This is a genomic window from Acinetobacter brisouii CIP 110357 (assembly GCF_000488275.1).
In the GTDB taxonomy this organism is placed as follows: Bacteria; Pseudomonadota; Gammaproteobacteria; order Pseudomonadales; family Moraxellaceae; genus Acinetobacter; species Acinetobacter brisouii.
In genome coordinates this window covers 568,228-592,030 of the sequence record NZ_KI530762.1, presented here as the reverse complement: position 1 = coordinate 592,030, position 23,803 = coordinate 568,228, and the positions used below count along the sequence as shown (strand labels likewise).

General features: G+C 43.0%; 18 protein-coding genes, 1 pseudogene and 1 riboswitch. Of the genes and pseudogenes, 5 read left to right on the top strand and 14 right to left on the bottom strand.

Annotated features, from left to right (window positions below):
* Window positions 1-190 precede the first annotated feature (190 nt).
* From P255_RS02800 to P255_RS02785, 4 genes are all read right to left on the bottom strand, one after another.
* On the bottom strand, window positions 191-1,120 hold the full coding sequence (locus P255_RS02800; RefSeq protein ID WP_004903401.1) for a LysR family transcriptional regulator: 930 nt from the start codon (window positions 1,118-1,120) through the stop codon (window positions 191-193).
* A 231-nt stretch (window positions 1,121-1,351) separates the two neighbouring features.
* On the bottom strand, window positions 1,352-2,809 hold the full coding sequence (locus P255_RS02795; protein WP_004903398.1) for an NAD(P)(+) transhydrogenase (Re/Si-specific) subunit beta: 1,458 nt from the start codon (window positions 2,807-2,809) through the stop codon (window positions 1,352-1,354).
* Window positions 2,810-3,136 (bottom strand): proton-translocating transhydrogenase family protein, encoded by a 327-nt coding sequence (locus tag P255_RS02790; RefSeq protein WP_004753732.1) that lies wholly within the window; start codon window positions 3,134-3,136, stop codon window positions 2,810-2,812.
* Window positions 3,137-3,147: 11 nt separating this feature from the next.
* Entirely contained in the window at window positions 3,148-4,275 is a 1,128-nt protein-coding gene (locus tag P255_RS02785) for a Re/Si-specific NAD(P)(+) transhydrogenase subunit alpha (RefSeq protein WP_004903396.1), read from the bottom strand.
* A 231-nt stretch (window positions 4,276-4,506) separates the two neighbouring features.
* Here P255_RS02785 and P255_RS02780 point away from each other — a divergent pair, with 231 nt between their 5' ends.
* Window positions 4,507-5,433: a DMT family transporter gene (locus tag P255_RS02780; RefSeq protein ID WP_004903394.1), complete on the top strand. Its 927-nt coding sequence runs from the start codon at window positions 4,507-4,509 to the stop codon at window positions 5,431-5,433.
* Here the strand turns inward: P255_RS02780 and soxR are convergent.
* Window positions 5,402-5,896: a redox-sensitive transcriptional activator SoxR gene (gene soxR / locus P255_RS02775; RefSeq protein ID WP_004903392.1), complete on the bottom strand. Its 495-nt coding sequence runs from the start codon at window positions 5,894-5,896 to the stop codon at window positions 5,402-5,404. The two genes, P255_RS02780 and soxR, sit on opposite strands and share 32 nt — an antisense overlap.
* A 68-nt stretch (window positions 5,897-5,964) precedes the next feature.
* On the opposite strand from soxR, the gene P255_RS02770 reads away from it, so the two are divergent.
* Together P255_RS02770 and P255_RS02765 are read left to right on the top strand one after the other, a co-directional pair.
* On the top strand, window positions 5,965-6,393 hold the full coding sequence (locus tag P255_RS02770) for a RidA family protein (protein ID WP_004903390.1): 429 nt from the start codon (window positions 5,965-5,967) through the stop codon (window positions 6,391-6,393).
* 16 nt (window positions 6,394-6,409) lie between these two features.
* On the top strand, window positions 6,410-7,612 hold the full coding sequence (locus tag P255_RS02765; RefSeq protein WP_004903388.1) for an MFS transporter: 1,203 nt from the start codon (window positions 6,410-6,412) through the stop codon (window positions 7,610-7,612).
* On the opposite strand, the gene P255_RS02760 is transcribed toward P255_RS02765, so the two are convergent.
* The 4 genes from P255_RS02760 to gcvH form a co-directional block, all read right to left on the bottom strand.
* Window positions 7,600-8,184 carry a hypothetical protein gene (locus P255_RS02760; RefSeq protein ID WP_228127521.1) on the bottom strand — a complete coding sequence of 195 codons (585 nt, stop codon included), beginning with the start codon at window positions 8,182-8,184 and terminating at the stop codon, window positions 7,600-7,602. The two genes, P255_RS02765 and P255_RS02760, sit on opposite strands and share 13 nt — an antisense overlap.
* A gap of 262 nt (window positions 8,185-8,446) precedes the next feature.
* A complete protein-coding gene (gcvT, locus tag P255_RS02755; protein ID WP_004753745.1) occupies window positions 8,447-9,565 on the bottom strand; it encodes a glycine cleavage system aminomethyltransferase GcvT in 1,119 nt (372 codons plus the stop codon).
* A gap of 2 nt (window positions 9,566-9,567) precedes the next feature.
* Window positions 9,568-12,420 (bottom strand): aminomethyl-transferring glycine dehydrogenase, encoded by a 2,853-nt coding sequence (gene gcvP, locus P255_RS02750; protein ID WP_004903384.1) that lies wholly within the window; start codon window positions 12,418-12,420, stop codon window positions 9,568-9,570.
* Window positions 12,421-12,429: 9 nt separating this feature from the next.
* The gene (gcvH, locus tag P255_RS02745; protein ID WP_004903382.1) at window positions 12,430-12,804 is read right to left on the bottom strand and encodes a glycine cleavage system protein GcvH; all 375 of its coding nucleotides are present in this window, start codon (window positions 12,802-12,804) and stop codon (window positions 12,430-12,432) included.
* 373 nt (window positions 12,805-13,177) lie between these two features.
* A riboswitch (glycine riboswitch) is annotated at window positions 13,178-13,266 on the bottom strand.
* Window positions 13,267-13,704: 438 nt separating this feature from the next.
* Here gcvH and P255_RS02740 point away from each other — a divergent pair.
* Window positions 13,705-15,267: a mechanosensitive ion channel gene (locus P255_RS02740; protein ID WP_004903378.1), complete on the top strand. Its 1,563-nt coding sequence runs from the start codon at window positions 13,705-13,707 to the stop codon at window positions 15,265-15,267.
* A 318-nt stretch (window positions 15,268-15,585) separates the two neighbouring features.
* Here P255_RS02740 and P255_RS02735 read toward each other — a convergent pair.
* The 5 genes and pseudogenes from P255_RS02735 to P255_RS02715 form a co-directional block, all read right to left on the bottom strand.
* A pseudogene (locus P255_RS02735) lies at window positions 15,586-16,152 on the bottom strand (KR domain-containing protein); the annotation flags it as partial.
* A 324-nt stretch (window positions 16,153-16,476) separates the two neighbouring features.
* Window positions 16,477-17,283, bottom strand: a complete 807-nt coding sequence (locus tag P255_RS02730; RefSeq protein ID WP_004903375.1) for an oxidoreductase — start codon at window positions 17,281-17,283, stop codon at window positions 16,477-16,479.
* Between the two features lie 39 nt (window positions 17,284-17,322).
* Complete coding sequence (locus tag P255_RS02725) at window positions 17,323-20,388, bottom strand: efflux RND transporter permease subunit (RefSeq protein WP_004903370.1); 3,066 nt, start codon at window positions 20,386-20,388, stop codon at window positions 17,323-17,325.
* Window positions 20,385-21,509, bottom strand: coding sequence for an efflux RND transporter periplasmic adaptor subunit (locus P255_RS02720; RefSeq protein WP_004903367.1), 1,125 nt, complete (start codon window positions 21,507-21,509; stop codon window positions 20,385-20,387). The genes P255_RS02725 and P255_RS02720 overlap by 4 nt, the downstream gene beginning before the upstream one ends.
* Before the next feature lie 79 nt (window positions 21,510-21,588).
* Complete coding sequence (locus tag P255_RS02715) at window positions 21,589-22,209, bottom strand: TetR/AcrR family transcriptional regulator (protein WP_004903366.1); 621 nt, start codon at window positions 22,207-22,209, stop codon at window positions 21,589-21,591.
* A gap of 127 nt (window positions 22,210-22,336) precedes the next feature.
* On the opposite strand from P255_RS02715, the gene P255_RS02710 reads away from it, so the two are divergent.
* Window positions 22,337-23,773, top strand: a complete 1,437-nt coding sequence (locus P255_RS02710) for an efflux transporter outer membrane subunit (protein WP_004903365.1) — start codon at window positions 22,337-22,339, stop codon at window positions 23,771-23,773.
* Window positions 23,774-23,803 lie beyond the last annotated feature (30 nt).

Below are 23,803 nucleotides of genomic sequence, written 5' to 3'. Positions count from 1 at the left end.
GCATCAAATTGAGCTTATAGATGTTTAGAGCTTGTGAGATTTTATTCATGCGTGGCATTATTGGTCAAATGACTCATTTAAGCATCTCTCAATTTTCTCATTCTTACTTCAAAATACTTAAACACCTTGTACCGCAAAGTCGTCGCAAGCATCTATCTGTGAAACATCCATAGCCCACATAGAAGCCAAGTCATTCAACTTTCTTTGCACTTGGCCAAGCCTGTTGTTCAATCAAATCATGAATACATGAACGAATTACTGCTTTGGCTGCCAAACTTGCAGGCGATAATTCATCTTCAGGAAAGCTAATCAAATAATTGGTTCGGTCTATCGATGGGTCGACCACTTTTAAAAAATTTAAATGCTGATGGCGATGATTGATAAAAGCACTGCCTGGCTGAATTGTTGCCACGCATAAATTGGAAACTGTGTTCATCAACAGGCTTAAACCATCAATTTCATAGGTTACATTCAGCTCGATCTGTTGCTGTTCAACCAATTTTCTTAACCCATGATTGGTGCTCGGCAAAGCCAAGGGTAGCTTCGCTAAAGCTTTTAAGGGAATGCTGCCCAATTTTAAATAATCTTCTAAATGATAGATTTTTAAAAAATCATCATTGGCAATCAAAAACATCGACTCTGAAACCAAAGGCTGTAAAAACCAGTTTTTATCAATATCCTGACTGAAAATAATGGCGATATCGAGCTGTCGGGAATTAATTAATTGCACCAGATTCCCCGATAAACTTTCAACCAGATGTACTTTGATATCGGGATAGCGTTCAGCCATGATTTTAATAAAAGGAACCGCAAGAATAGATGCTGTACTTGGCGGAAAACCAACACTGACATACCCCACCAAACGAGAAGACTGTGCCGCTTCGACAGCTTGACTGGCATGGCGTAAAACCAACTGTGCCTGTTTTAAAAACGCCAGTCCTGCAGGCGTTGGGGTGACACCCAATGCCGAACGCTGTAACAAACGTGTCGATAACTCAGACTCTAATTTTGAAATTTGCTGACTTAAAGCTGAAGTACCGACATCGAGTTTTTGGGCAGCTTTTCCGATGCTGCCCTGTTCAACAATCGTAACGAATGATTGTAGCTGTCTAAGTTCCATTGACTCTTCATTCCGTTATGAATTTGCGAGGAAATGCTATAGATGTTGATGTTAAAACAAATGCAAATCAATGTGTGGAATCAAACCTAGAATTTACATGCCAAAACCAGCTTTTAAATCATATTAATAGCCACTAAATTTTATGGTTTGAATCATGACTCAGCGCACCTTTTTTCAGACTCCACAGCATAAAAAAACCACCCGAAGGTGGTTTTTTAAGGCCAGATTCAATTAGTGACCTGTACCGTTAATGGCTTTAGCCATATCTTCAACCACTTTTTTGGCATCGCCAAACACCATCATGGTTTTTTCGTTATAGAACAAGTCATTGTCCAGACCTGCATAACCTGTTGCCATAGAGCGCTTGATCACCATAATGGTACGTGCTTTATGCGCTTCCAGAATTGGCATACCGTAGATTGGTGAACCTGGATCATCTTTTGCTGCTGGGTTGACCACGTCATTTGCACCGATGACCAACACCACGTCTGTTGCAGGAAAGTCAGAGTTAATCTCATCCATTTCCAAGATGTCTTCATACGGAACATCTGCTTCTGCCAACAATACGTTCATGTGACCTGGCATACGACCCGCCACTGGGTGAATCGCAAAGCGGACTTTAACCCCTTCTTCTTTCAACAAATTTGCCAATTCTTTCACCGCGTTTTGTGCACGACCCTGCGCCATACCATAACCCGGTACAATCACCACACTGTCTGCATTTGACATCAGGAAGCCTGCATCATCTGCCGAACCTGAACGGTAGTTACGCTGTGCTTGCTCGCCTGTCGCTTTGGCACCTGCAACTGCTGCTCCACCCATTGCCCCGCCAAACAAGACATTGAGGATGTTACGGTTCATGGCCTTACACATGATGTAAGACAGAATCGCACCTGAAGAACCGACCAGTGAACCCGCTACGATCAGCATGTTGTTTTCAAGCGTAAAACCAATCCCTGCCGCTGCCCAACCTGAGAATGAGTTAAGTAGTGAGACCACCACAGGCATGTCACCACCACCGACAGGTGCAATCCAGACCCAACCGAATGCTAGCGCAAGTGCAGTCATCGCCCAGAATGCAGGCATGTTTCCTGTACTAAAGAAGTAGAAACCACACACCAACATGGCAATAAACAAGGTTGCCTGTACAGGTTTTACCCATGCGCCTGCAATGGTTTTTGCCCATTTTTTCGCAGCCAGTTTGCCGTAAGCAAACACAGATGCCGTAAAGGTAATCGCACCAACAAAACAACCCACAAACAATTCAAACAAGTGAACTTTGCTCATGTGCGCATGTTGTACGCCTGCTGCGGTTAATGCAGCTTCATTTTGTGCAAACAATGCAGAGATTTGGTTGTTGTGCAAGATTGCCGCAACTGCGATCAGTACCGCAGACAAACCCACCAAAGAGTGCATTAACGCCACGGTTTCTGGCATTTGCGTCATTGGAACGGTACGTGCACGGGCAATACCGACCACCGCACCAAGCACCATCGCACCACCAATCATCCAGACCACAGGATGGTCAGCAATAAAGAAGGTACTCAAGACTGCAATCGCCATCGCGATCATGCCGTAACGGTTACCCGTAATTGCAGTTTTCGGACTCGACAAACCACGTAGCGTTAAAATAAACAGGACAGCACCAATCAGGTAGAACCAATCCGCATTCGCTCGAATAAATTCCATTTAGCCACCCTCTTTATTTTTTTGCTTTGGTTTAAACATTTCCAGCATGCGCGCAGTGACCGCAAAGCCACCAAAAATATTAATACTGGCAAGAAACACCGCAATTGCACCCAACACACTCACCACATTGATGCTTTGGAATTGCACATTGGCATCAATGCCAAGCGCAGGCATACCAACAGTTTGCAACATCGCACCAACTACAATGATCGATGACAAGGCATTGGTCACTGCCATCAACGGCGTATGCAATGCAGGCGTTACACCCCAAACCACGTAGTAACCGACAAAAATCGCCAACACAAAAATCGTAATGGTTTCAACCATGAGAATTCCCCTTAACCGCGCTTGAACAGCAGTGTGCCGCCATGAGTAACCAATAAGGCTTTTTGAATTTCATCTTCCTGATTGATCAAGAAGTTCTTGTCTTTATCAAAAAGTGTTTCAAGGAAATTAAAAACGTTACGGGCATATAGCGCCGAAGCTTCTGTTGCCACTGTGGCTGGAATATTCGGTACACCCAGAATTTTCACGCCATTTTCAGTGGTCACGGTTTCACCGACTTTCGAGCCTTCGACGTTACCACCAGTTTCTACCGCCATATCCAGAATCACAGAACCTGCTTTCATTTTGGCAACGGTTTCTGCCTTGATCAGACGCGGTGCATTACGTCCAGGCAACAGTGCTGTGGTAATCACGATATCCGCATTGGCCACTGCTTTATCGACAATTGCAGCCTGATCCTTGATGTACTGTTCGCCTGGCATCCAACCATAACCATTCTTCGCTGCATCGGCAGCACGCTGCTGTTCTTCTTCGGACATTGGCACATCGAGCCACTTACCCCCCAAAGACTCAACCTGATCTTTAGCGGTTGGACGCAAATCGGTTGCTTCCACCACAGCACCCAAACGCTTGGCGGTTGCAATGGCTTGCAAACCTGCAACACCAACACCCATCACCACCACGCGCGCAGGTTTCACTGTACCTGCGGCAGTCATCAGCATCGGGAACATACGCTGGTATTCATTTGCAGCAAGCAGTACCGATTTATAGCCTGACAAGTTCGCCTGAGAAGAGAGAACATCCATGTTTTGTGCACGAGATAAAGTTCGAGGCAACAACTCCAATGCAAATGCTGAAATCTGTTGGGTTGCAAACTGTTCAAGTTCAGTATTACGATACGGGTCAAACATCGCGATGACCGTTGTGTTTGCTGAAATCTTACTGATTTCATCCCCTTGGGGTGCACGAACTTTCAAAATAATCTGACTGCCTTGATAAGCATCTTCAGCGATTGTCGCGCCGACCTGCGTATAAGCATCATCAAGATAGGCCGCTTTACGCCCTGCCCCTTTTTGAATGACAACGCTATGACCAGCGCCAACCAACTTCTTTACAGTTTCTGGGGTCGCTGCGACTCGACTTTCTCCAGCAACTGTCTCCATAGGAATTCCGATTTGCATTGAGCATGTTCCTCAGGCTAGTTTGTGTGTTAAAAACATCGCAAACTGCAATGTTTCTCCCATTTTTTCTGCATGTTGTTTGGATTCTAATCAAACTTTTCGAAAATACCACCCATTATTTATTTAATAAATGATGATATTTCCATTTAATGCTTATTAATCGTGACTCAAGAGTATAAAATAGGAAAGTTTTGCTTCATTTTAATGAAGATTAATTCTTCATCTTATTCCATGCCTATTTCATTCTCACGCAACCAGATCGGTTCAGTTTTTGCGCTATGTGCTGCATTTTTATTTAGCTCAAAAGCCATTTTTATTAAACAAGCCTATGCCTTGTCGTCTCAGGTTGATGCAACGGTCTTGATGGCGCTTCGCATGGGCAGTGCTTTGCCTTTTTTTCTGTTTATGGCATGGTATTTTCGCAAGCAAAGACAGGCTCTTCAGCCCAAAGACTGGGGACTTTTGGTCATTGCAGGCTTGCTAGGGTATTACTTTGCCAGTTGGCTGGACTTTATCGGTCTCATGTACATTAGCGCTTCTTTAGAGCGGATTATCTTATTTTTGTATCCAACGCTCACCGTGCTGGCATCGAGCATAATTTACAAACAACCTTTACGACTAAAAGCGTATATTGCCATTTTGCTAAGTTATGGAGGCACGGTCATTGTGATGCTGCAAGAGCAAAATCATGCACCAATGCAGAGCAATTTCTGGTTAGGGGCAAGTTTAGTGTTTGCCAGTGCTGTTGCATTCGCCTGCTATCTACTGCTCACTCCTCGTTTAATTGAAAAATTTGGTGCTTCAAATTTCACAGGACTTGCACTGAGCATAGCTTGCATTGGCACATTAGTACATTTTTTAATCGCAACACCACAACCTTTACATCTCTTAGCACAGCTTCCTGTAGGGGTTTGGGCTTATGGAATTGGGTTGGGTTTATTTGTTACGGTACTTCCTACGATGCTATTAATGCAAAGTATTGCCCGTATTGGTGCATCACAGTCCGCCATGATTGCCGCGATTGGCCCAATTCTGACTATTTTATTGGCTGTTTTATTTTTAAATGAGCATCTCAATCTTTGGCAGTGGCTGGGTTGCGCGCTGAATATTATTGGAATTATGCTGATTAGTCTGAGCAAACATCGCTTGAAACACTAGCATCCAGCAATGCCAAAATCTGCTGAAAATGTGCGCCAGCAGATTTCTCTGCCAAACAGTCATCAGGGTTACGTAACGGACATTGCTCTAAAGATAAACAACCACAACCGATACACCAATCCAATTGCTGCCTCAACTGTAACAAGGTTTGAATTTTTTCATCGAGTTGCGTCTTCCATAGGCTCGACATGCGCTGCCAATCCTGCTTGGATGCAACTTGATGATCTGGCAAGACTGCAAATGCCTGCTTGACTTCATCCAAAGAAATACCAACTGACTGTGCAACCTTGATAATCGCGACCCGACGTAGCATGGCACGTAAATAACGGCGCTGATTCCCATTGGTGCGGGTGCTCCAAATGAGTTGTTTTTCTTCATAAAAACGTAGGCTTGCGACACTCACTCCACTACGTTTTGCCAGTTCACCAATCCCAATGAATGCCTGCATCGAATTTTCTGACATTTACGCTTGACCTCAAGTTAACTTGAGCTTTGATACTAGCATGACTGAATCTTGCATACGATCACGCTATGAAAACAACATCAACACCTAGAACATCTTGTTTAAACATTTTAAATCCAGAAACCCTCTACAACCCTCAACCCTTTGCTTATAGCCATGTGGTTGAAGTACAAAATTTTCGACGGATCTTACATATTGCTGGGCAAGGTGGAGAAACCCGTGATGGAGAGTTATCCGCCGTTTTTGCCGAGCAGGTCTGGCAGGCATTTCACAATCTTGAATCTGCCTTACATGCTGTTGATGCCACACTGCAAGATGTTGCGGTGCTACGCGTCCTGATTGTTGAACACTCGGTCGAAAAACATACCGTTTTGATTGAGATTATGCAGCAACTATGGCGTAATCAGGCTTTTCCTGCGTGCACCTTAATTCCTGTTTCAGGACTCGCATTGACCACCATGTTGTTTGAAGTTGAAGCAACTGCGTATACTGTTTAATTCCCCGAGGCCGTTTATGCATGACACTCTCGATATTAGTCAAAACAAGAAATTGCTCTGGCTGATGGCACTGGCTTGCGGCTTGACTGCGGGTGCCAACTACTTTAGCCAGCCTTTGATTCATTCCATTCAGCAATCCTTTCAAGTCGATGCTGCACAAGCCCAGTTAACCGTGACACTGGCACAACTGTCTTATGCTTTAGGTTTGCTCTTGATTGTTCCACTGGGGGATATTGCCAATAAACGCAAATTCATTCCTGGACTGATGTGTCTGGCAGGTATCGGCTTATGTTTGTGTGCCTGTGCGGTCAACCTGCCCATGCTTTGGCTTGGCACCATGATGACAGGGCTGTTTTCAGTTGCAGCACAGGTGCTCATTCCCTTTGCAACGATGGCTGTCAAACCTGAAAAAATCGGTGAAGTGGTTGGCTTCCTAATGAGCGGGTTACTGGTGGGAATTTTACTGTCCACGAGTTTGTCTGGGCTACTCTCGAATTTAGTCCACTGGAAACTGATTTATATTTTAAGTGCGATTTTAATTTTTATTTTGGCGTATCTGTTACAACGCGAATTGCCTTATGTCATGCGCCAGAAAATGTCTTATCTAGAAATTTTTAAGTCTATGGCCGTGCTGATCGTAGAAGAACGCCGCCTAAACTTTCGCGCTTATGTTGGCGCAGGGGCGTTTGCCTCCATGAGTGTGATCTACTCCACCATTGCCATGTATTTGTCTGCCGCTCCGTTTCATCTGGCAGACTCACTGATTGGCATGGTCAGTTTGGTGGGTGTGTTTGGGGCACTGTCGGCACGTTATGTCGGGAAATATGCTGATCGGGGTTATGGCAGTCTGTTTACAGGTTTGGGCTGTATCTTACTGCTCTCTAGCTGGGCCATGTTTTATTATTCAAGCCACAGTATTTGGCTCTATATTCTTGGATTTGCAACAACAAACTTAGGGCTTGCCTTTGTACATTCTTGCAATCAAAACATTATTTTCCGCATCCGTCCTACTGCCAAATCTCGCCTGAACTCGATTTATATGACACTGTATTTTTCAGGCGCAGCCACAGGTTCAGCACTGGGCACTTATGCATGGAATCACGGTGGTTGGGTCTATACCTGTTGGGTTGGTTTAGGGCTAGCCGTATTTTGTAGCAGCTTTGCCCTGATTGATTTTGTCTGTTATGGCAAACGTGTTCAAGCTTCTCAACACACCTGAATCACGGGATAAAAGGGTTTTTTCCAATCCAGAGCCTGCCCATGTTCCAGCAAGACCAGCATAAACTGACTGAGCAAGGTCATTAAAATTTGGCTGGCAGTATTTAGATGTTTCCGCATCAGTACACTGTTGCAGGTTGAGCCGCCATGCATAACTTGATTATGCAAAGTAAATAAACGATCAAAGATAATCAGCAGCAATTCCACTGTATTTCTATGTGCAACGGCATGCTGGACTCGCTGCTGATCTGCCTGAAAATGCACTTTCCAGCTTTGCTCATCAATATCCTGATTTTGAAAATCCCAAAGTTTTTGATAGACATAAGGATTATTTGACCAATCCGTAATCGCCTGACTACAACGCTCCCAAACACAATGCTCAATACGATGCTCCTGATCCAACTGGTACAATCTGAGCAAAAACTGTCTGAGATGCTGTTGATCTTCATCAAAAACATCTTGCAGGTTTTCTACATAAATCGCATTAAAAGCAATCCACAAACTGACAAAACGCAAATCTGCATCATCATCAAGCTCTTTGGCTTTTCTTAACCAACTTAATCCCCGTTGCATTCTCAAATTAAAATTTACTGAATAGAGATGCTTATGTTTTTTAAAAATTTCTTCTAATAAATACATCGCTTTAACCTTGGCTAAGTATTTTATTTAAGCATACGCCAATCCGTTTTTCACATCAATTCTTCACTATGACTGGTCGCAGCATTTATCAATCAGACTTACTTTTCAGCAGCTTTGTGACAAAAGATTGATTCTTTTCAAATAACTGCAAAAAAAAAGCCCGATACAAGTATCAGGCTTTTTTCTTAACACTTAATTAACCACGGTAATAGCGTTGTGCAACAAATGGCATTTTCACCACTTTCATTGCGACAAGTTTATTACGCACTTTAGCAAACAGCTCTGTACCTTCTTTGGCATGAGCAATGTCAACATAACCCATCGCAATCGGGCTTGCCAAACTTGGCGCAAAACCACCACTGGTCACTTGTCCAAGCACTTGTCCGTCCTGATCGACAATTTCCGCACCTTCACGTACTGGCATACGATCTAAAATTTGGAAACCAACACGTTTTTGAGCAACACCTTGCTGCATTTGCGCTTGAATCGTTGCAGCACCTGCATAACCACCCTCACGCTCACCACCCGCGCGGCGAACTTTAGAGATCGCCCACAGCAGGTTTGCTTCAACAGGAGTTTTTGTTTGGTCCATATCATGACCATACAAGCACAAACCTGCTTCCAAACGTAGTGAGTCGCGTGCACCCAAACCAATCAGTGCCACTTCAGGCTCTGCGATCAAGGCTTTTGCCAAGGCTTCTACATCACCGCTCGCGACTGAAATTTCGTAGCCATCTTCACCTGTATAACCTGTACGGCTCACGATGCATTCAACACCGTTGAGCTGCACACGCTTGATTTGCATAAAACGCATTTCTGCAACTTCAGGGTTTAAGCGGGCTAAAACAGTTGCGGCTTCTGGGCCTTGCAATGCAAGTAAAGCACGCTCGGCAAATTGCTCAACAATTTCACATTGACCCGACAAGTGCGCGCGCATATGTGCCAAGTCTTGCTCTTTACACGCAGCGTTGACCACCAAATACAACTCGTCTTGAGACAGGCGTGCTACCATCAAGTCATCTAGAATGCCACCTTGTGGATTGGTAAACAGCGCATAACGCTGCATACCTTCAGGCAAATCCACAATATCCACAGGCACAAGGCTTTCTAGCGCACGCGCTGCATTTTCGCCACGTAGAAATACTTGTCCCATGTGCGATACATCAAACAGACCTGCATGTTCACGGGTATGTAAATGCTCTTTCAGCACACCAGCGGTATATTGTACAGGCATGTTGTAACCTGCAAACGGCACCATTTTTGCACCATGCTCAATATGCAGCGCCGCCAATGGCGTATTTTTTAATTCAGACATGCTTAGTCCTCATAATTGCTGATGCTTGGGCAAGCACAGATTAAGTTACGGTCGCCATACACGTTATCGACACGTCCAACAGGTGACCAGTATTTGCTTTCCACCAATTCAGGTAGTGGGTAAACCGCTTGTTCACGTGAATATGGATGTGCCCATTCGCTGGTCAATTCTTGTGCCGTATGTGGCGCATTTTTTAACGGGTTATCTTCTGCGTCCAACTCGCCTGTGGTCACTTGCTGAATTTCTTCGGCAATTTTGTTCATGGCATTGATGAAGCGCTCAAGCTCATACAAACTTTCACTTTCAGTCGGCTCAACCATGAGCGTACCCGCAACTGGGAATGACATAGTCGGTGCATGGAAACCAAAGTCGATCAAACGTTTTGCAACGTCATCTACGGTAATACCGCTGGTTTCTTTCAGACCACGCAAGTCCAAGATACATTCATGCGCAACCAGATCATGGCTACCTGTGTACAACACAGGGTAAGCTGCGTTTAAACGTTTTGCCACGTAGTTAGCATTTAAAATTGCCATTGCCGATGCTTGACGTAAACCTTTACCACCCATCATACGGATATACATCCATGTGATTGGTAAAATGCTCGCACTACCAAACGGCGCAGCACTTACTGCATTGGTCTTACGATCTAAATGATAGCTATGACCTGGCATAAATGGCTTCAAGTGCTCTTTCACACCAATCGGGCCAACACCTGGTCCACCACCGCCATGTGGAATACAGAAAGTTTTGTGCAAGTTCAAGTGTGATACATCACCGCCAAACTGACCTGGTGCACACAAGCCCACCATTGCGTTCATGTTTGCGCCATCGATATACACCTGACCACCATTGGCATGCACGATGTCACAGATTTCACGTACCGCATGTTCAAACACACCATGTGTTGATGGGTATGTAATCATTAAGGCTGCAAGGTCTTGGCTGTGTTGTTCAGCTTTGCTACGCAAGTCTTCAACATCAACGTTACCGTTGTCATCACATGCGACAACCACAACTTTCATGCCCGCCATGCTTGCAGTTGCAGGGTTAGTACCGTGCGCAGATTGTGGAATCAAGCAGATGTTACGCTGACCTTCACCACGACTCGCATGATAACCACGGATTGCAAGCAAGCCTGAATATTCACCTTGTGAACCTGCATTTGGCTGAAGCGAAATCGCATCATAACCTGTTGCCGCACATAGCATTTGCTCAAGCTGATTGACCATTTCTACATAGCCTTGCGCCTGATCAAGTGGTGCAAATGGATGCAGATTACCAAATTCTGGCCATGTGATTGGCAGCATTTCGCTAGCTGCATTCAACTTCATGGTACAAGAACCGAGTGGAATCATGCTGCGGTCAAGCGCCAAATCTTTATCTGCCAAACGACGCAAATAGCGCATTAGCTCAGTTTCGCTGTGATGCGTATTGAAAATTGCGTGTTGCAAAATCGCGCTTTCACGAAGTAATGCAGTTGGCAATGCAGATGTGTAAGCTGCCGCAACAGCTTCAAATTCAGGTGCAGTTTGACCTTGAGCAAACAATGACCAAAGTGCAGCAACGTGTTCAGGTGTCGTGGTTTCATCAAGTGAAATACCGACTTGAGTTGCATCAATTTCACGCAAGTTGATTTCTTGTGCACGTGCAGCTTCAAGCACGGCTGCTGCATCAACCTGAGTCAAGGTCAAGGTATCAAAAAATGCGCTATTGCTAACATTGACACCCAACTGTTTCAAGCCTTGAGCCAAGATTGCAGTTAAAGCGTGTGTACGTTCAGCAATTTCTTTTAAGCCTTGTGGCCCATGATAAACTGCGTACATGCTGGCAATGTTGGCAAGCAACACTTGAGCAGTACAGATGTTACTGGTCGCTTTTTCACGGCGGATATGCTGTTCACGCGTTTGTAATGCCAAACGTAGTGCTGGCTTGCCCAAACGGTCAATTGACATCCCCACAACACGACCTGGCATATCACGTTTGTAGGCATCTTTTGTTGCAAAGTACGCTGCGTGTGGGCCACCAAAGCCCATTGGTACACCAAAACGCTGCGCTGTACCAATTGCAACATCAGCACCCCACTCACCTGGTGCTTTCAATACAGTCAGTGCCAACAAGTCAGCAGACACCGCAACCAAGGCATTTACACTATGCACTTGCTCAACCAAAGCTGCGTAGTCGTACACTTCACCTGTGCTTGCAGGGTATTGTAATAACACACCAAAGAATTCAGCAAAGTCAGCAACTTGTTGCTCATCACCTACGACAACTTCAATACCTAATGGTTCGGCACGAGTACGTAGCACATCCAGAGTTTGTGGATGGCAGTGCAATGATGCAAAGAATTTGTTGGCTTTTTTGTTTTTAGACACACGCTTACAGAAAGTCATGGCTTCTGCGCAAGCGGTTGCTTCATCTAGCAAAGACGCATTTGAAATCGACAAACCTGTCAAATCCGCGATCATGGTCTGGAAGTTTAACAATGCTTCGAGACGACCTTGAGAAATTTCAGGCTGGTATGGTGTATATGCCGTATACCATGCTGGGTTTTCCAGCAAGTTACGCAAAATTGGCGCAGGCGTATGAGTCGGATAATAACCCTGACCAATATGGCTACGGAAAATCTGGTTTTTCTGAGCGATAGCTTTGAGTTCTGCCAAAGCTTGTTCTTCACTCACACCATCGGTGCTTTCAAGCACGCTCGTGTTTTTAATTGAATCTGGAATCACTGCTGCAATTAATGCTTCAAGGTCGCTATAACCCAGTGCATTCAGCATGTGCTGCTGTTCAGTTGCCGTTGGCCCAATATGGCGGCTAACGAAACTGTTGGTATTGTTAAAATTAATGCTCATACCAACCCCTTAAGAATGAATAAATGCGTCATAAGCATCTGCATCCAACAACTCAGCAAATGCTGCGCTGTCGTCGGCTTTCATACGGAAAAACCAGCCTGCGCCCATGGCATCTTCATTGACAGTTTCTGGTGCATTAACCAATTCTTCATTGATTTCTAACACTTCGCCAGATAATGGCATATCAATGTTACTCGCAGCTTTCACTGACTCAATCACAGCAACTTCTTCACCTTTGCTGTACGCTTGAAGTTCAGGCAGTTCAATATAAACCACATCACCCAAAGCATCTTGTGCATGCTCAGTAATACCTACGGTAATGCTACCGTCTTCTTCTAAACGTAACCATTCATGCTCAGTGGTAAAACGAATTGTTGACGCCATGACAAATTCCTCAGTCCTTCACCCTAAAAGGCAATTAATTGCAGAAAATTTACTCATTTTTCAAATACATAAAAGCAAAATGCTTTACAGTCCAGGCATGGCTAAAAATAAAAGGCAGCATGCAACCAGACCACCTTGATATTCAAGGGAGTAATTGAAAACCTAATGGGAAAGTACGGAAGTTGTAACAACTAAGAACGCTAAACATGTCAGTTGCGAGATGCGACATATGACCACCCAATTCCATAAGTGAGTAAATATGCCCCATCTGTATATGTACCTGAGAGCTTCAACTTGTAGCAAAAAAGTATGGCTACAAATTTTCCTCCTTCGGTGAATCACACTATGCGCGTGATTTCTCTCCAGATTTTTGAGATAGATTACAGTCCTTTTGCCTGAGAGTTTCCGGGGTCGTTGCTCCTTCGGCGAGCCTATGGGTGACTTCTCTCCTGTAATGCGCGTATTTAAGCATAAACAATGCCAAAATTTCTATATAGACCTAAGTTATATTTCCGATTATTTACACCCAACACACTGCAACTTAAACGATGGGTCAATATTCAACAGCCATCTTATTTTTAGTCAGGAACACTCCAAACCAGATTGATTCGATGTATTTTTTCATCATAAACAGTCTGTCTTGAATTCTTGAGCTATTTCCACAGATGCTTTTTGAAATCGCTGGAGCTTTAAGCCTGCAACATAGCAAAGCATCTACATGCATCGCCTTTGTATCCGTTTACAGCGCTTTTGTTGCATTTTCAACCAATGGCATTGCTTAAAAAAACAACAAATTTTAAGGTAAACGTGAGTTAGTGCTCAATTCTGACAAAAAGCAAAATCAATATCTATACAAATAGGAAATAAGCAATAAATGACGACATAAGAGGATTAAATAACATGAATAATCTTTTCACCGGAGGCCCTCAGGGATCGCATCCTGACGCCATATATTACTGGAATCAGTTCCAACCCATCTTGGCGGTTGTGGTCATTTTACTTCTCGGCTGGGTGATCGCTCTACTGATCGCTGCTGGGGTAAAAAAGCTTCTGCATCAGCTCAATACTAACCATCGCCTTTCTTCCGCAACAACGCAAAATACAGCCAATTTCCCTGATATTGAACAGATTATTTCCAAGATCGTGTTCTGGTTTATCATGATCATCGCCGTGATCGCTGCATTGAATGTGCTCAATCTCAACAGTGTCAGTGGGCCATTTAGTAATATGCTGACCCAAGTGTTGGCTTTTATTCCGAGCCTACTTGCAGCAATTGCAGTCGGTTTTATTGCATGGATTTTGGCTCAGCTGATTCGGATGGGCTTGCAGCGTATTTTGAGCCATACTCAACTTGATGAAAAGCTCAGTGAGGAAGTCGGTGTTCGCCCAATCAGCCAAAATATTGCGGATATTGTTTACTGGCTGGTGTTGTTGCTATTTCTTCCAATCGTCTTGTCGATTCTCGGTCTGACTGGTTTACTCATGCCAGTACAAAATATGGTGAACGAAGTCGTCTTGTTCCTGCCAAATATCTTTATTGCAGGCGTGATTGTCTTTGTTGGCTATATTTTGGGAAATATTGTGCGCGGCATGGTTGAAGGTTTGCTACGCAGTTTGGATATTCAAGCACAGGCGCAAAAAATTGGGCTGTTCAAAACTGGGAATCTGCCCCATTTACTCGGTTCTTTTGTCTTCACCCTGATTATTATTACCGCACTGATTATTGCTTTTGAGGCTTTAGGTATTCAAGCCATTTCGCGACCAGCAACCGCGATGCTGTCTGAAATCATGAATGCTATTCCGCAAATTATTGCTGCAGGCTTAATTCTGGTGATCGCCTATGTCGTGTCACGCTTTGTTGCACGGTTAGTCAGTGAACTAGTCGCTGGGACGGGTGTAGATGAGATTCCTTCCAAACTGGATCTACAACGCTTTTTAGGCACGACTAAAATTTCAGGTGCGGTGGGCACGCTGATTATATTCTTCACCATGCTGTTTGCGATCTCTGAGGCAGCACACCGTTTAGGCTTGGAGCAGGTCAGCGGTTTGATCTCGATGTTTATTCATTTTGGTAGCAATATTCTATTGGGTGCGGTGATTCTGGTGATTGGTTTCTGGTTAGCCAATATCGTTGCCAATGCACTGCAACGTGGAGAACATAACTGTTCCCGCTGGCTAGGCAGCTTAGTCCGCATCCTCATTTTAGGCTTAGTCATCGCTATGGGTTTACGCGCGATGGGTATTGCCGATTCGATTGTAAATTTGGCCTTTGGTTTGACCTTGGGTTCGGTGGCTGTTGCCTTTGCTTTAGCTTTCGGTCTCGGTGGCCGCCAACCTGCCGAACGGCTATTAACCGACTTGTTAGATAAAGCCAAACAACATGCCGACAAGCCTTGCCCCCCAACCCATTCACTTGAAAAAGAGACTGACTCAACACCACCTGACCATAAAGATGATCTTTGATCTAACCCCAGATCAGTTTGAAGTGACCACAATGATGTGGTCACTTTTTATGCTTATTGATTTTCATTTTTTCAATGCAGATACTCTGCAACATGAGTCAAATTAATTTTTATGCTAATTAATCAATTTAAATATCAATAAACCAGCGTAGTAGGCGATAAGTTTTTAATTCTTAGATAAGTAAGATTATGGGTAAATAAATACTTTCTTAAGCTTCTCAATAAAATGAACCTATTTCTTTTATTTATTAAAATATGCAAAAGGCCTAAATCATAAAATTTAAGCCTTTTTGTTTTTAGATAAGAGAATGGCAGCAACTCAAGATAAAAATTCTTTAATCGTCTCTTGCATACTTGTAGTGGCACGACCAATTAGCTGGTGCAAATCTTTGTTATCACTATACAAGACTCCTTTAGATACACCTTCATCTGAATCTGCCAAAATGGTAGCAAACCCTTCTGGTATACCCAATTGTATCAAGAGTGCTTTATATTCCTCTTCTGGTAGGTCTTGGTAAATTACTTCTTTTTTGCTGATTTCAGTTACCCATTTTGCAACATCATCAAGGGTATAACTCGTATCACCTGCTAGTTCATAAACTTTATTTTCATGCCCCTCTTGCGTTAATACCATAGCGGCAGCAGTCGCATAGTCTAAACGCGAAGCAGAGGCGATTTTGCCGTGATGGGTTGCCCCAAAAATTTTGCCGTGCTCAACTGCTTGCGCCAGCCCCATTGCATAGTTTTCGCTGTACCAGTTATTACGTAATAATGTATATGGAATGTCCGATGTTTTTAAATATTGTTCTGTCTCAACATGTTCTTGTGCTAATAGAAGCGGCGATGTATCTGCTTTTAATAAACTCGTATAGACTCCTTCCTTCACCACTTTTTGTGACTATTTTTTAGTAGTAAATATTCAACGTATAAGTTCCCTAGACGTAAAAATACTAATCTTTAAGCCTATTCAATTGCTTGAAGTTTTTTCAGTTTTAGGTGATGTATGGAGTATGCTGATATTACGCAATGCCCATGTTGGTTTTACGCATTTTGATCAGTTTCGTAAAAGTTTAGTTATCTATTTTGAATAGCTCACATTGCTTCAAAAAGAAAATGTCTATGTAAAGTTCTAGTGGCTAGACAATACTTTTTTATAATAAAAGATCTAAATAAAAACAATTATTTAGATCTTTTAAAAACAACTTAATGTTTATTTCAAACCAAAAGTCTTTCTAATACTTTTATCAACCGGACCACTTGGCATAAATCGACGCAACTTGCTTAACAAAGATGCTTGCCCAGACGGTGTATGGCGCATTTGCCAATCATTCAGTGCCGCTGTAATAATGGTATCCGCAACACTATCGGGCTGAGGTGCCTGATCAATCTGTTTTAATATGGCATGAGTCGCTAAGTTACGCTCATTGTCATATTCAGGAATTTTAGAACTTGCTAAGGGTGCATTCTTATCTAAATTAGTTTTAGTGAATGAAGGTTGAACAATGGATACACGAATTCCAAATTGGCGAAGCTCATGATCTAGCGATTCAGACAATCCTTCAACTGCATGTTTAGTAGCCGAATACAATCCCATATACGGTGAAGGCAGGAAACCTAATACTGAACTAACATTTATGATTCTTCCATAATGCTGTACCCGCATATAAGGCAATACTGCTTGCGTGGTACAAAGAATGCTAAATACATTGGTGTTAAATAAAAATTTCGCTTCTTTTATCGAAGTCTCTTCTACTGCACCAATTAAGCTTGCTCCAGCATTATTAACTAAAATATCAATATGCCCAGCTTTATTAATAATAGAATGAATCCCGAGCTGGACAGAATCCTCATCTGCCACATCCATCTCAACAAGCTCAACGGCTTCAATAGGTTGAGCTTTGACTTTATTTCTGACTGTACCGAAAACTTTATGGCCGAGCTTAGCAAATTTTTCTGCTGTAACTTGACCAATACCAGATGAAACACCTGTGATTACAACCACTTTTAAGTTTGACATATGAACTCCAATAACTTTTTAAATTTGAAAATCTGATCATTAAACCGCTGGTTTAGCCCCGATCTTGAACCAGATCGAATACATTGCTGGCAGGAAAACCAAAGTTAAAATGGTTCCTGCAAGAGTTCCGCCAATGAGTGTGTAAGCAAGCGTTCCCCAAAACACTGAGTGAGTCAGAGGAATGAAAGCTAAAATGGCTGCTAAAGCTGTCAAAATTACAGGTCTGGCGCGTTGTACTGTAGCCTCAACCACTGCATTCAACGGATCTAGCCCCGCTTGTTTGTTTTGCTGAATTTGTCCAATTAAGATGAGCGTGTTGCGCATCAAAATTCCAGACAATGCAATCAACCCGACTAATGCATTAATGCCAAAGGGCTGCTGAAATAAAAGAAGCGTTGGCACCACACCTATTAACCCCAACGGACTGGTTAAAAACACCATAATCATTGCAGCGATAGACCTCACCTGAAGAATGATAATGAGTAGTGTCATTGCCAACATGATTGGAAAAATAGGAAGCATGGCTTTAGTGGCTTTACCGGACTCCTCAATAGAACCTGCCTCTACAATTTGATACCCCTTTGGTAAATCTTTAATGACTGGTTGAAGCTGTTTGCTAATCGCAGTAGATACATCGGGTGGTTGTAATCCTTCAGCAATATCTCCACGAACGGTTATTGTTGGCACCCGATCTCGTCGGCGTATGACAGGTTCTTCCATCCGTACTTCAATTTTGCCAATTTGTGCTAAAGGAATACGTTGCCCATTTGCTCCAGTCAGTGTGAAATCACCAATTTTTGCAGGGTCTAGCCTTATATCACCCGCTGAACGAGCAATCACCTGTACAGTACGAATATCTTCACGTACAGATGTAATCGGAATACCGGTTAACAAAAACTGTAATTGCTGTGCGACTGAACTTGATGTAAGACCAACTGCTTGTAGACGGTCTTGCTCCAATGTGAAATGCAAGGCTGGCACACGAGTTCCCCAGTCAGTATTTACAGTTCGCATCATTGGGCTAGCATTCATAACTTGCTGAACCTGAGCTGCAATTACACGTAATTTTTCTGGATCTTGGCCTGAAACTCGATAAGCTACTGGATATGGCGAATATGGTCCAAAAACAAGTTGTGTTACACGTAGCTGCGCCTCTGTAGCAAGTCCATTTGAAATAGCTTGTCTTAAGCGGTGTTTTAATGCTTCACGTTCTTCTTGATTGTCAGTTCGTATCACAATCTTGGCAAAGGATGGATCTGGTAACTCAGGCCCCATCGAAAAATAAAAGCGAGGTGCACCTTGACCAATATACGATGTCACAATCTTTGCTTCATGTTGCTTAGATAACCAAGCTTCCACTTTTGCTGTTGCAGCACTTGTTTGCGTAATCGATGTGCCATAAGGCATCTGTACTTCAACAAGCACTTCCGGTCGGTCAGAGATTGGGAAAAATTGTTTTTTTACCAATGCCATTCCACCTACGGCTAAAACAAATAGTCCGATTACACTACCGGCAACAAGCCATTTACGCGCAATCACACGTTCAAGAATTTGACGGAAACGGTTATATCGTGGTGTGTCATAAATTGCAGTATGGCCACCTTCAATCTTTTTAAAATCAGGCAACATCTTCACACCCAAATAAGGTGTAAAAACTACAGCAACAATCCATGAGGCAATAAGTGCAATACCAACAATCCAAAACATATTGCTGGTATATTCACCCGCTGAAGAGCGAGCAAAGCCATTTGGCATAAACCCAACAGCTGTGACTAATGTTCCAGAAAGCATAGGTGCCGCTGTGTGGCTCCATGCATAGGCGGAAGCTGCTGTCCGACTGAAACCTTCCTCCATTTTCACGACCATCATTTCAATCGCAATAATGGCGTCGTCAACTAAAAGCCCTAAAGCAAGAATAAGAGAGCCAAGTGTAATTCGGTCAAAGTTTTTACCAGTTGCCAGCATCACTACAAAAACAATAGCTAATGTGAGTGGCACAGCCATAGCAACCACGACGCCAACGCGCCATCCCATGCTAATAAAGCTGACAAACATAACCACAAGCAATGCTGCAAAGAACTTAATCATGAACTCATCTACCGATGAGCTAATATTGACCGCCTGATCAGTCACTTTGTTTAAACTGATGCCCAGAGGTAAATCTTCGTTGATGGAACCGACTTCTTTCTCTAATGATTTACCAAGATCTAATCCATTCCACCCTTCGCGCATCACCACTCCTAACAGTAAGGTCGGTTCCCCACCATTACGAATCATGAATGTTGCAGGATCTTCAGTACCACGTTTAACAGTCGCAATATCTGATAATTTCAAGGTACGACCTTGAGCAGTTATAGGGGTGTCACGAATTTTTTGTAACTTGTCAAAAGCACCATCTAATCTGACAAAAACTTGAGGACCTTTGGTTTCAATAGAACCAGCGGGAGTAAGTACATTCTGATTATTCAGTGCAGCAAATACATCTTGCGGATTTACGCCTAGTGTCGCCAAGCGTTCATGCGAAAATTCAATATAGATACGTTCAGATTGCTCACCAATAATATTGACTTTCTTTACGCCCGGCACATGAAGTAACTGCTGTCGAATTGTTTCTGCATCACGAACTAATAATCTTTGTGCTTCATTTTTTGCCTTCAAAGCAAATAAAGCAAAAGTTACATCTGCATATTCATCATTAACAAGTGGTCCAATAACACCAGCAGGCAAGTTACTCATTTCATCATTTACTTTCTTCCTCGCTTGATAAAATTCCTCCTGAACCTGAGACGGAGGCGTACTATCAAGTAAGGTCAGTGTCGTAAAAGCGAGTCCTGGTCTTGTATAGGTTTCTGTTCGATCGTACCAACGTAGCTCCTGCATCCGTTTTTCGATTTTTTCAGCAACTTGATCTTGCATCTCCTGAGCGGTTGCTCCAGGCCAAGCTGTCACAATGGTCATAACCTTCACTGTAAAAGCTGGGTCTTCAGCTCGACCTAATTTAAAAAAAGCAACGATGCCTGCAATTGAAATCAAAAAAATCAGAAATAACGTGATACCGCGTTCACGCACAGCAAGGGCCGATAAGTTAAAACCCTTCTCACTCATGAGTGGTCTCCTTCATTTCCAATTGAAGGATGACTCGCTTGTGATGCAATACGTACCAATTCACCTTCTCGAAGCAAATGCGCACCCAAAGCAACAATTCGATCTCCACTTTGAATATTACCAGTGACATAGGCATATTCATCATCAAGCTGTTTAACAACAACGGGACGCCATGTTACTTTGTGAGTTTTTCCATTAATTACCCATACCCCAGCCCCCTTGCCCTTATCAAGTAAGGAACCTACTGGCACTTGTAAAAAATGTTGTGAACTCTGAGTTTGATTGGCAATACGTACAGTAACCGTTGAACCTAAAGGAGCGTTTGCTAAATCGCCTTCTAATACGAAACGTGCTTCAAAAGTACGAGTGAGTTGATCTGCTGTATTTGATAACTGTCTAAGTTTAGCTGGGACACTTATATTTTCTTTACCAAAGAGTGTAGCTTGACCAATAGCCCCTATTGCAGGACGTAATGTCTCTGGAAGCTGAATGATTGCTTCCCTTTGACCAGAATGAGCCAAGCGAATGACTGTTTGACCCGCACTGACAACCTGACCTGGTTCGACCAGTGTTTCCATAATCGTACCATCACCATCCGCAATTAAATCGGCATAATGACTCGCGTTTAATGCAACCCTAGCTTGAGCTTGAGTCGAACTTAGCTGCGCTCTCGCTGTATCCGCTGCCGCTTTAATCTGATCATAGGCAGAAGCAGATATAGCTCCACTTCCACGTAAATCCTGATATCGGGCTTCATCTTTCTCTGCTTGTTCTGCACGGGCTCTGGCTGCGCCCACAGCTTCTTGCTGAGCTTTGGCAGCAAGTTCTAAATCAACCGGATCAATACGCATCAGTAACTGTCCGCGCTTTACTGTCTGGCCTGCTTCAACAAACCGTTTGATGACTTTGCCAGAGACACGAAAACCAAGATCACTTTCTACCCGTGCCCCTATCGTGCCTGTGAATGCTCTTGAGTCAGAAGTGATTTCGTCTTGTACAGTTGCAACTCGAACTAACGGCGCCGAAGTACGGGGGTCAGATTGCGTATTTTCAGCACAACCGAGCAAGAAAAAAGGAAATATACATATTGCTGTAAACGGAATAAGGCGACGATAAAGCATATTTGAGCCCCCCCTTAAGAAATTAATCAGGAGACTCATTTTTAATCAAGTGACCAATTTAGTCAATAGTCACAACTTATTATGGCGATAAACTTCTCAGTACAAGGCTAGAAAGCAGGACTGGAGCATCGGTGTTATATGAAATACTATGTTGTAAAAGTAGTGGATGCAGATAAGGTCTCATAACTAAATAAATAGCCTTAACAGCCTCATCAATTGGAGTTTTTCTTTCAAAATCACCTATTTGACGGCCTTCTTGAATAATGTTTTGTAGCATCTTAAGAATTCGTTTTTCATAAGCGAGTGTAGCATCCCATTTCTCAGACGCGGCTGAAGCGGCAATTTCATAAAGCTTACGCTCTTGAGAAAATAGACGAAGGCTTGCTTCAACAATCGCTTTAAATAACACCCTTAATTTTTCTGCTGGATATTCAGCTTCTTTAATAGCTGTATTAACTTCATCTTCAATTTCACGTAAACAATTGGCACATATCATTTCGCCAATCGCCTGTTTAGATTCAAAAAATTTATAAATATAAGCTTTAGAAAAGCCTATAGATTTTGCAAGATCAGAAACTGTAGTTTTCTCATAACCATATCGGCTGAAGTGCTCTGTAGCGGCACTCAAGATTTGATCTCTTACATCATGATCTTCTGGTCCTCGCTTCGAAACAGGATAACTACTTTTTTCTTTACTCATATTTTCAATTTAAACCTTTATCTGAAAGTGGCAGTTTAACTCTTGCGAACTGATATTGACAACGAGTGACCAATTTGTATTATAGTCACAATTAAACTATTGTTCAAAATCTCGTCTCGGGGGAAATATGTTATCTAGATCTATCGTTCTCCTACCAATCATCGTAAGTACTCTTACTGCGTGTACCGTAGGTCCTAATTATAAACGCCCTAATATATCTCTACCCGAGCAATACCTTGGCACATCCTTAAACTCATCAAATGACAATAGCAAAGCAGATATTGCCGTATGGTGGCAAAGTTTTAACGATCCTCAACTTACTCGATATGTCACATTAGCATTAAAACAAAATCTTGATCTTACCCAAGCATATACTCGAGTAACTCAAGCCCAAGCAGGTTTATCAGCAGCTAATGCCTCTTTACAACCAATAGGTACTGTTGGCGCACAAGCAGCTAAAGTTTACCAATCTGTTGAAACACCTTTGGGGCAAGTTTTAAATTCAATGCCAGGTTTTGACCGACATGGTAGTTCTTATGATGCAAATTTAAGTGCAACTTGGGAGTTAGATATTTTTGGAGGCCTTCGTAGAGACCGTGAAGCGGCTCTTGCAAATTATCAGTCTTCAAACGCAGGAGCCTCAGCCGTCCGTTTAATGGTCGCAGCTCAAACTGCCAATATATATATTAATATTCGGGGCTTACAATCTCGACTAGATATTGCCCATCAACAATTACAAACACAACAACAACTTCTTTCAACCATTAATCTTTTATACAGCAAAGGATTAGCTTCCGAATTTCAGGTCAAACAAGCTAAAGCGAATGTTGCTCAAGTTCAAGCTGTTGTTCCTGTTCTTAGAATGAATCTAGACATTGCCATGAATGCCCTCGACGTCATGCTTGGAACTGTACCGGGAACTCACCGAGCAGAACTAACGGAAGTAAAACCAGTTCCAGTTATCCCTAATATTACAGAAACAGGAACACCTCACGATCTTTTACGTAGACGACCAGATCTCATTATGGCTGAAAGACAATTGGCAGCTTCAAATGCACGTATTGGCAGTGCGATTGCAGAATATTATCCCAAGATTTCTTTAAGCGGTTTGATTGGTAGTTCAACCATAGCAAGTGGAAACTTATTTTCAAGTGGTTCAAATCAGGCTGCGAGCCTATTAGGTTTGCGTTGGCGCTTATTTGATTTTGGTCGAATTAATGCAGAAATTCGCTTAGCTAAGGGACAAGAAGCCGAAAATCTTGCAGCCTACCAATTAGCCGTCTTACATGCGACGGAAGATGTAGAAAACTCATTATCAACCTTGTCCAAACGACAAGAACAGTTAATGGCTCTCCAAGATGGAGAAAATGCATTAAAGCATGCACAGAAAATCGCTCTAATTGCCTATCAAAAAGGGATTAACAGCCGAATAGAAGTATTACAAGCAGATTCAAATGCTTTGCAATTTTCAGATAGAAAACTTCAAGCCCAAACCGATTCAGCCCTTGCTGCTGTAGCAGTTTATAAATCACTGGGTGGCGGCTGGCAACCTCAAAAATTTTGAAGCACCCCTATTGCCTCTATGACAAGCAGT

Bases quoted from the DNA above. Each gene is read 5' to 3' on its own strand.
- gcvP (WP_004903384.1), bottom strand. From the start codon at position 12,420: ATGAGCATTAATTTTAACAATACCAACAGTTTCGTTAGCCGCCATATT.
- P255_RS02795 (WP_004903398.1), bottom strand. From the start codon at position 2,809: ATGGAATTTATTCGAGCGAATGCGGATTGGTTCTACCTGATTGGTGCT.
- P255_RS02725 (WP_004903370.1), bottom strand. From the start codon at position 20,388: ATGAGTGAGAAGGGTTTTAACTTATCGGCCCTTGCTGTGCGTGAACGC.
- P255_RS02800 (WP_004903401.1), bottom strand. From the start codon at position 1,120: ATGGAACTTAGACAGCTACAATCATTCGTTACGATTGTTGAACAGGGC.
- P255_RS02740 (WP_004903378.1), top strand. From the start codon at position 13,705: ATGAATAATCTTTTCACCGGAGGCCCTCAGGGATCGCATCCTGACGCC.
- P255_RS02720 (WP_004903367.1), bottom strand. From the start codon at position 21,509: ATGCTTTATCGTCGCCTTATTCCGTTTACAGCAATATGTATATTTCCT.
- P255_RS02790 (WP_004753732.1), bottom strand. From the start codon at position 3,136: ATGGTTGAAACCATTACGATTTTTGTGTTGGCGATTTTTGTCGGTTAC.
- P255_RS02715 (WP_004903366.1), bottom strand. From the start codon at position 22,209: ATGAGTAAAGAAAAAAGTAGTTATCCTGTTTCGAAGCGAGGACCAGAA.
- gcvT (WP_004753745.1), bottom strand. From the start codon at position 9,565: ATGTCTGAATTAAAAAATACGCCATTGGCGGCGCTGCATATTGAGCAT.
- P255_RS02760 (WP_228127521.1), bottom strand. From the start codon at position 8,184: ATGCAACGGGGATTAAGTTGGTTAAGAAAAGCCAAAGAGCTTGATGAT.
- P255_RS02730 (WP_004903375.1), bottom strand. From the start codon at position 17,283: ATGTCAAACTTAAAAGTGGTTGTAATCACAGGTGTTTCATCTGGTATT.
- P255_RS02785 (WP_004903396.1), bottom strand. From the start codon at position 4,275: ATGCAAATCGGAATTCCTATGGAGACAGTTGCTGGAGAAAGTCGAGTC.
- P255_RS02710 (WP_004903365.1), top strand. From the start codon at position 22,337: ATGTTATCTAGATCTATCGTTCTCCTACCAATCATCGTAAGTACTCTT.
- P255_RS02770 (WP_004903390.1), top strand. From the start codon at position 5,965: ATGAAAACAACATCAACACCTAGAACATCTTGTTTAAACATTTTAAAT.
- P255_RS02780 (WP_004903394.1), top strand. From the start codon at position 4,507: ATGCCTATTTCATTCTCACGCAACCAGATCGGTTCAGTTTTTGCGCTA.
- gcvH (WP_004903382.1), bottom strand. From the start codon at position 12,804: ATGGCGTCAACAATTCGTTTTACCACTGAGCATGAATGGTTACGTTTA.
- P255_RS02765 (WP_004903388.1), top strand. From the start codon at position 6,410: ATGCATGACACTCTCGATATTAGTCAAAACAAGAAATTGCTCTGGCTG.
- soxR (WP_004903392.1), bottom strand. From the start codon at position 5,896: ATGTCAGAAAATTCGATGCAGGCATTCATTGGGATTGGTGAACTGGCA.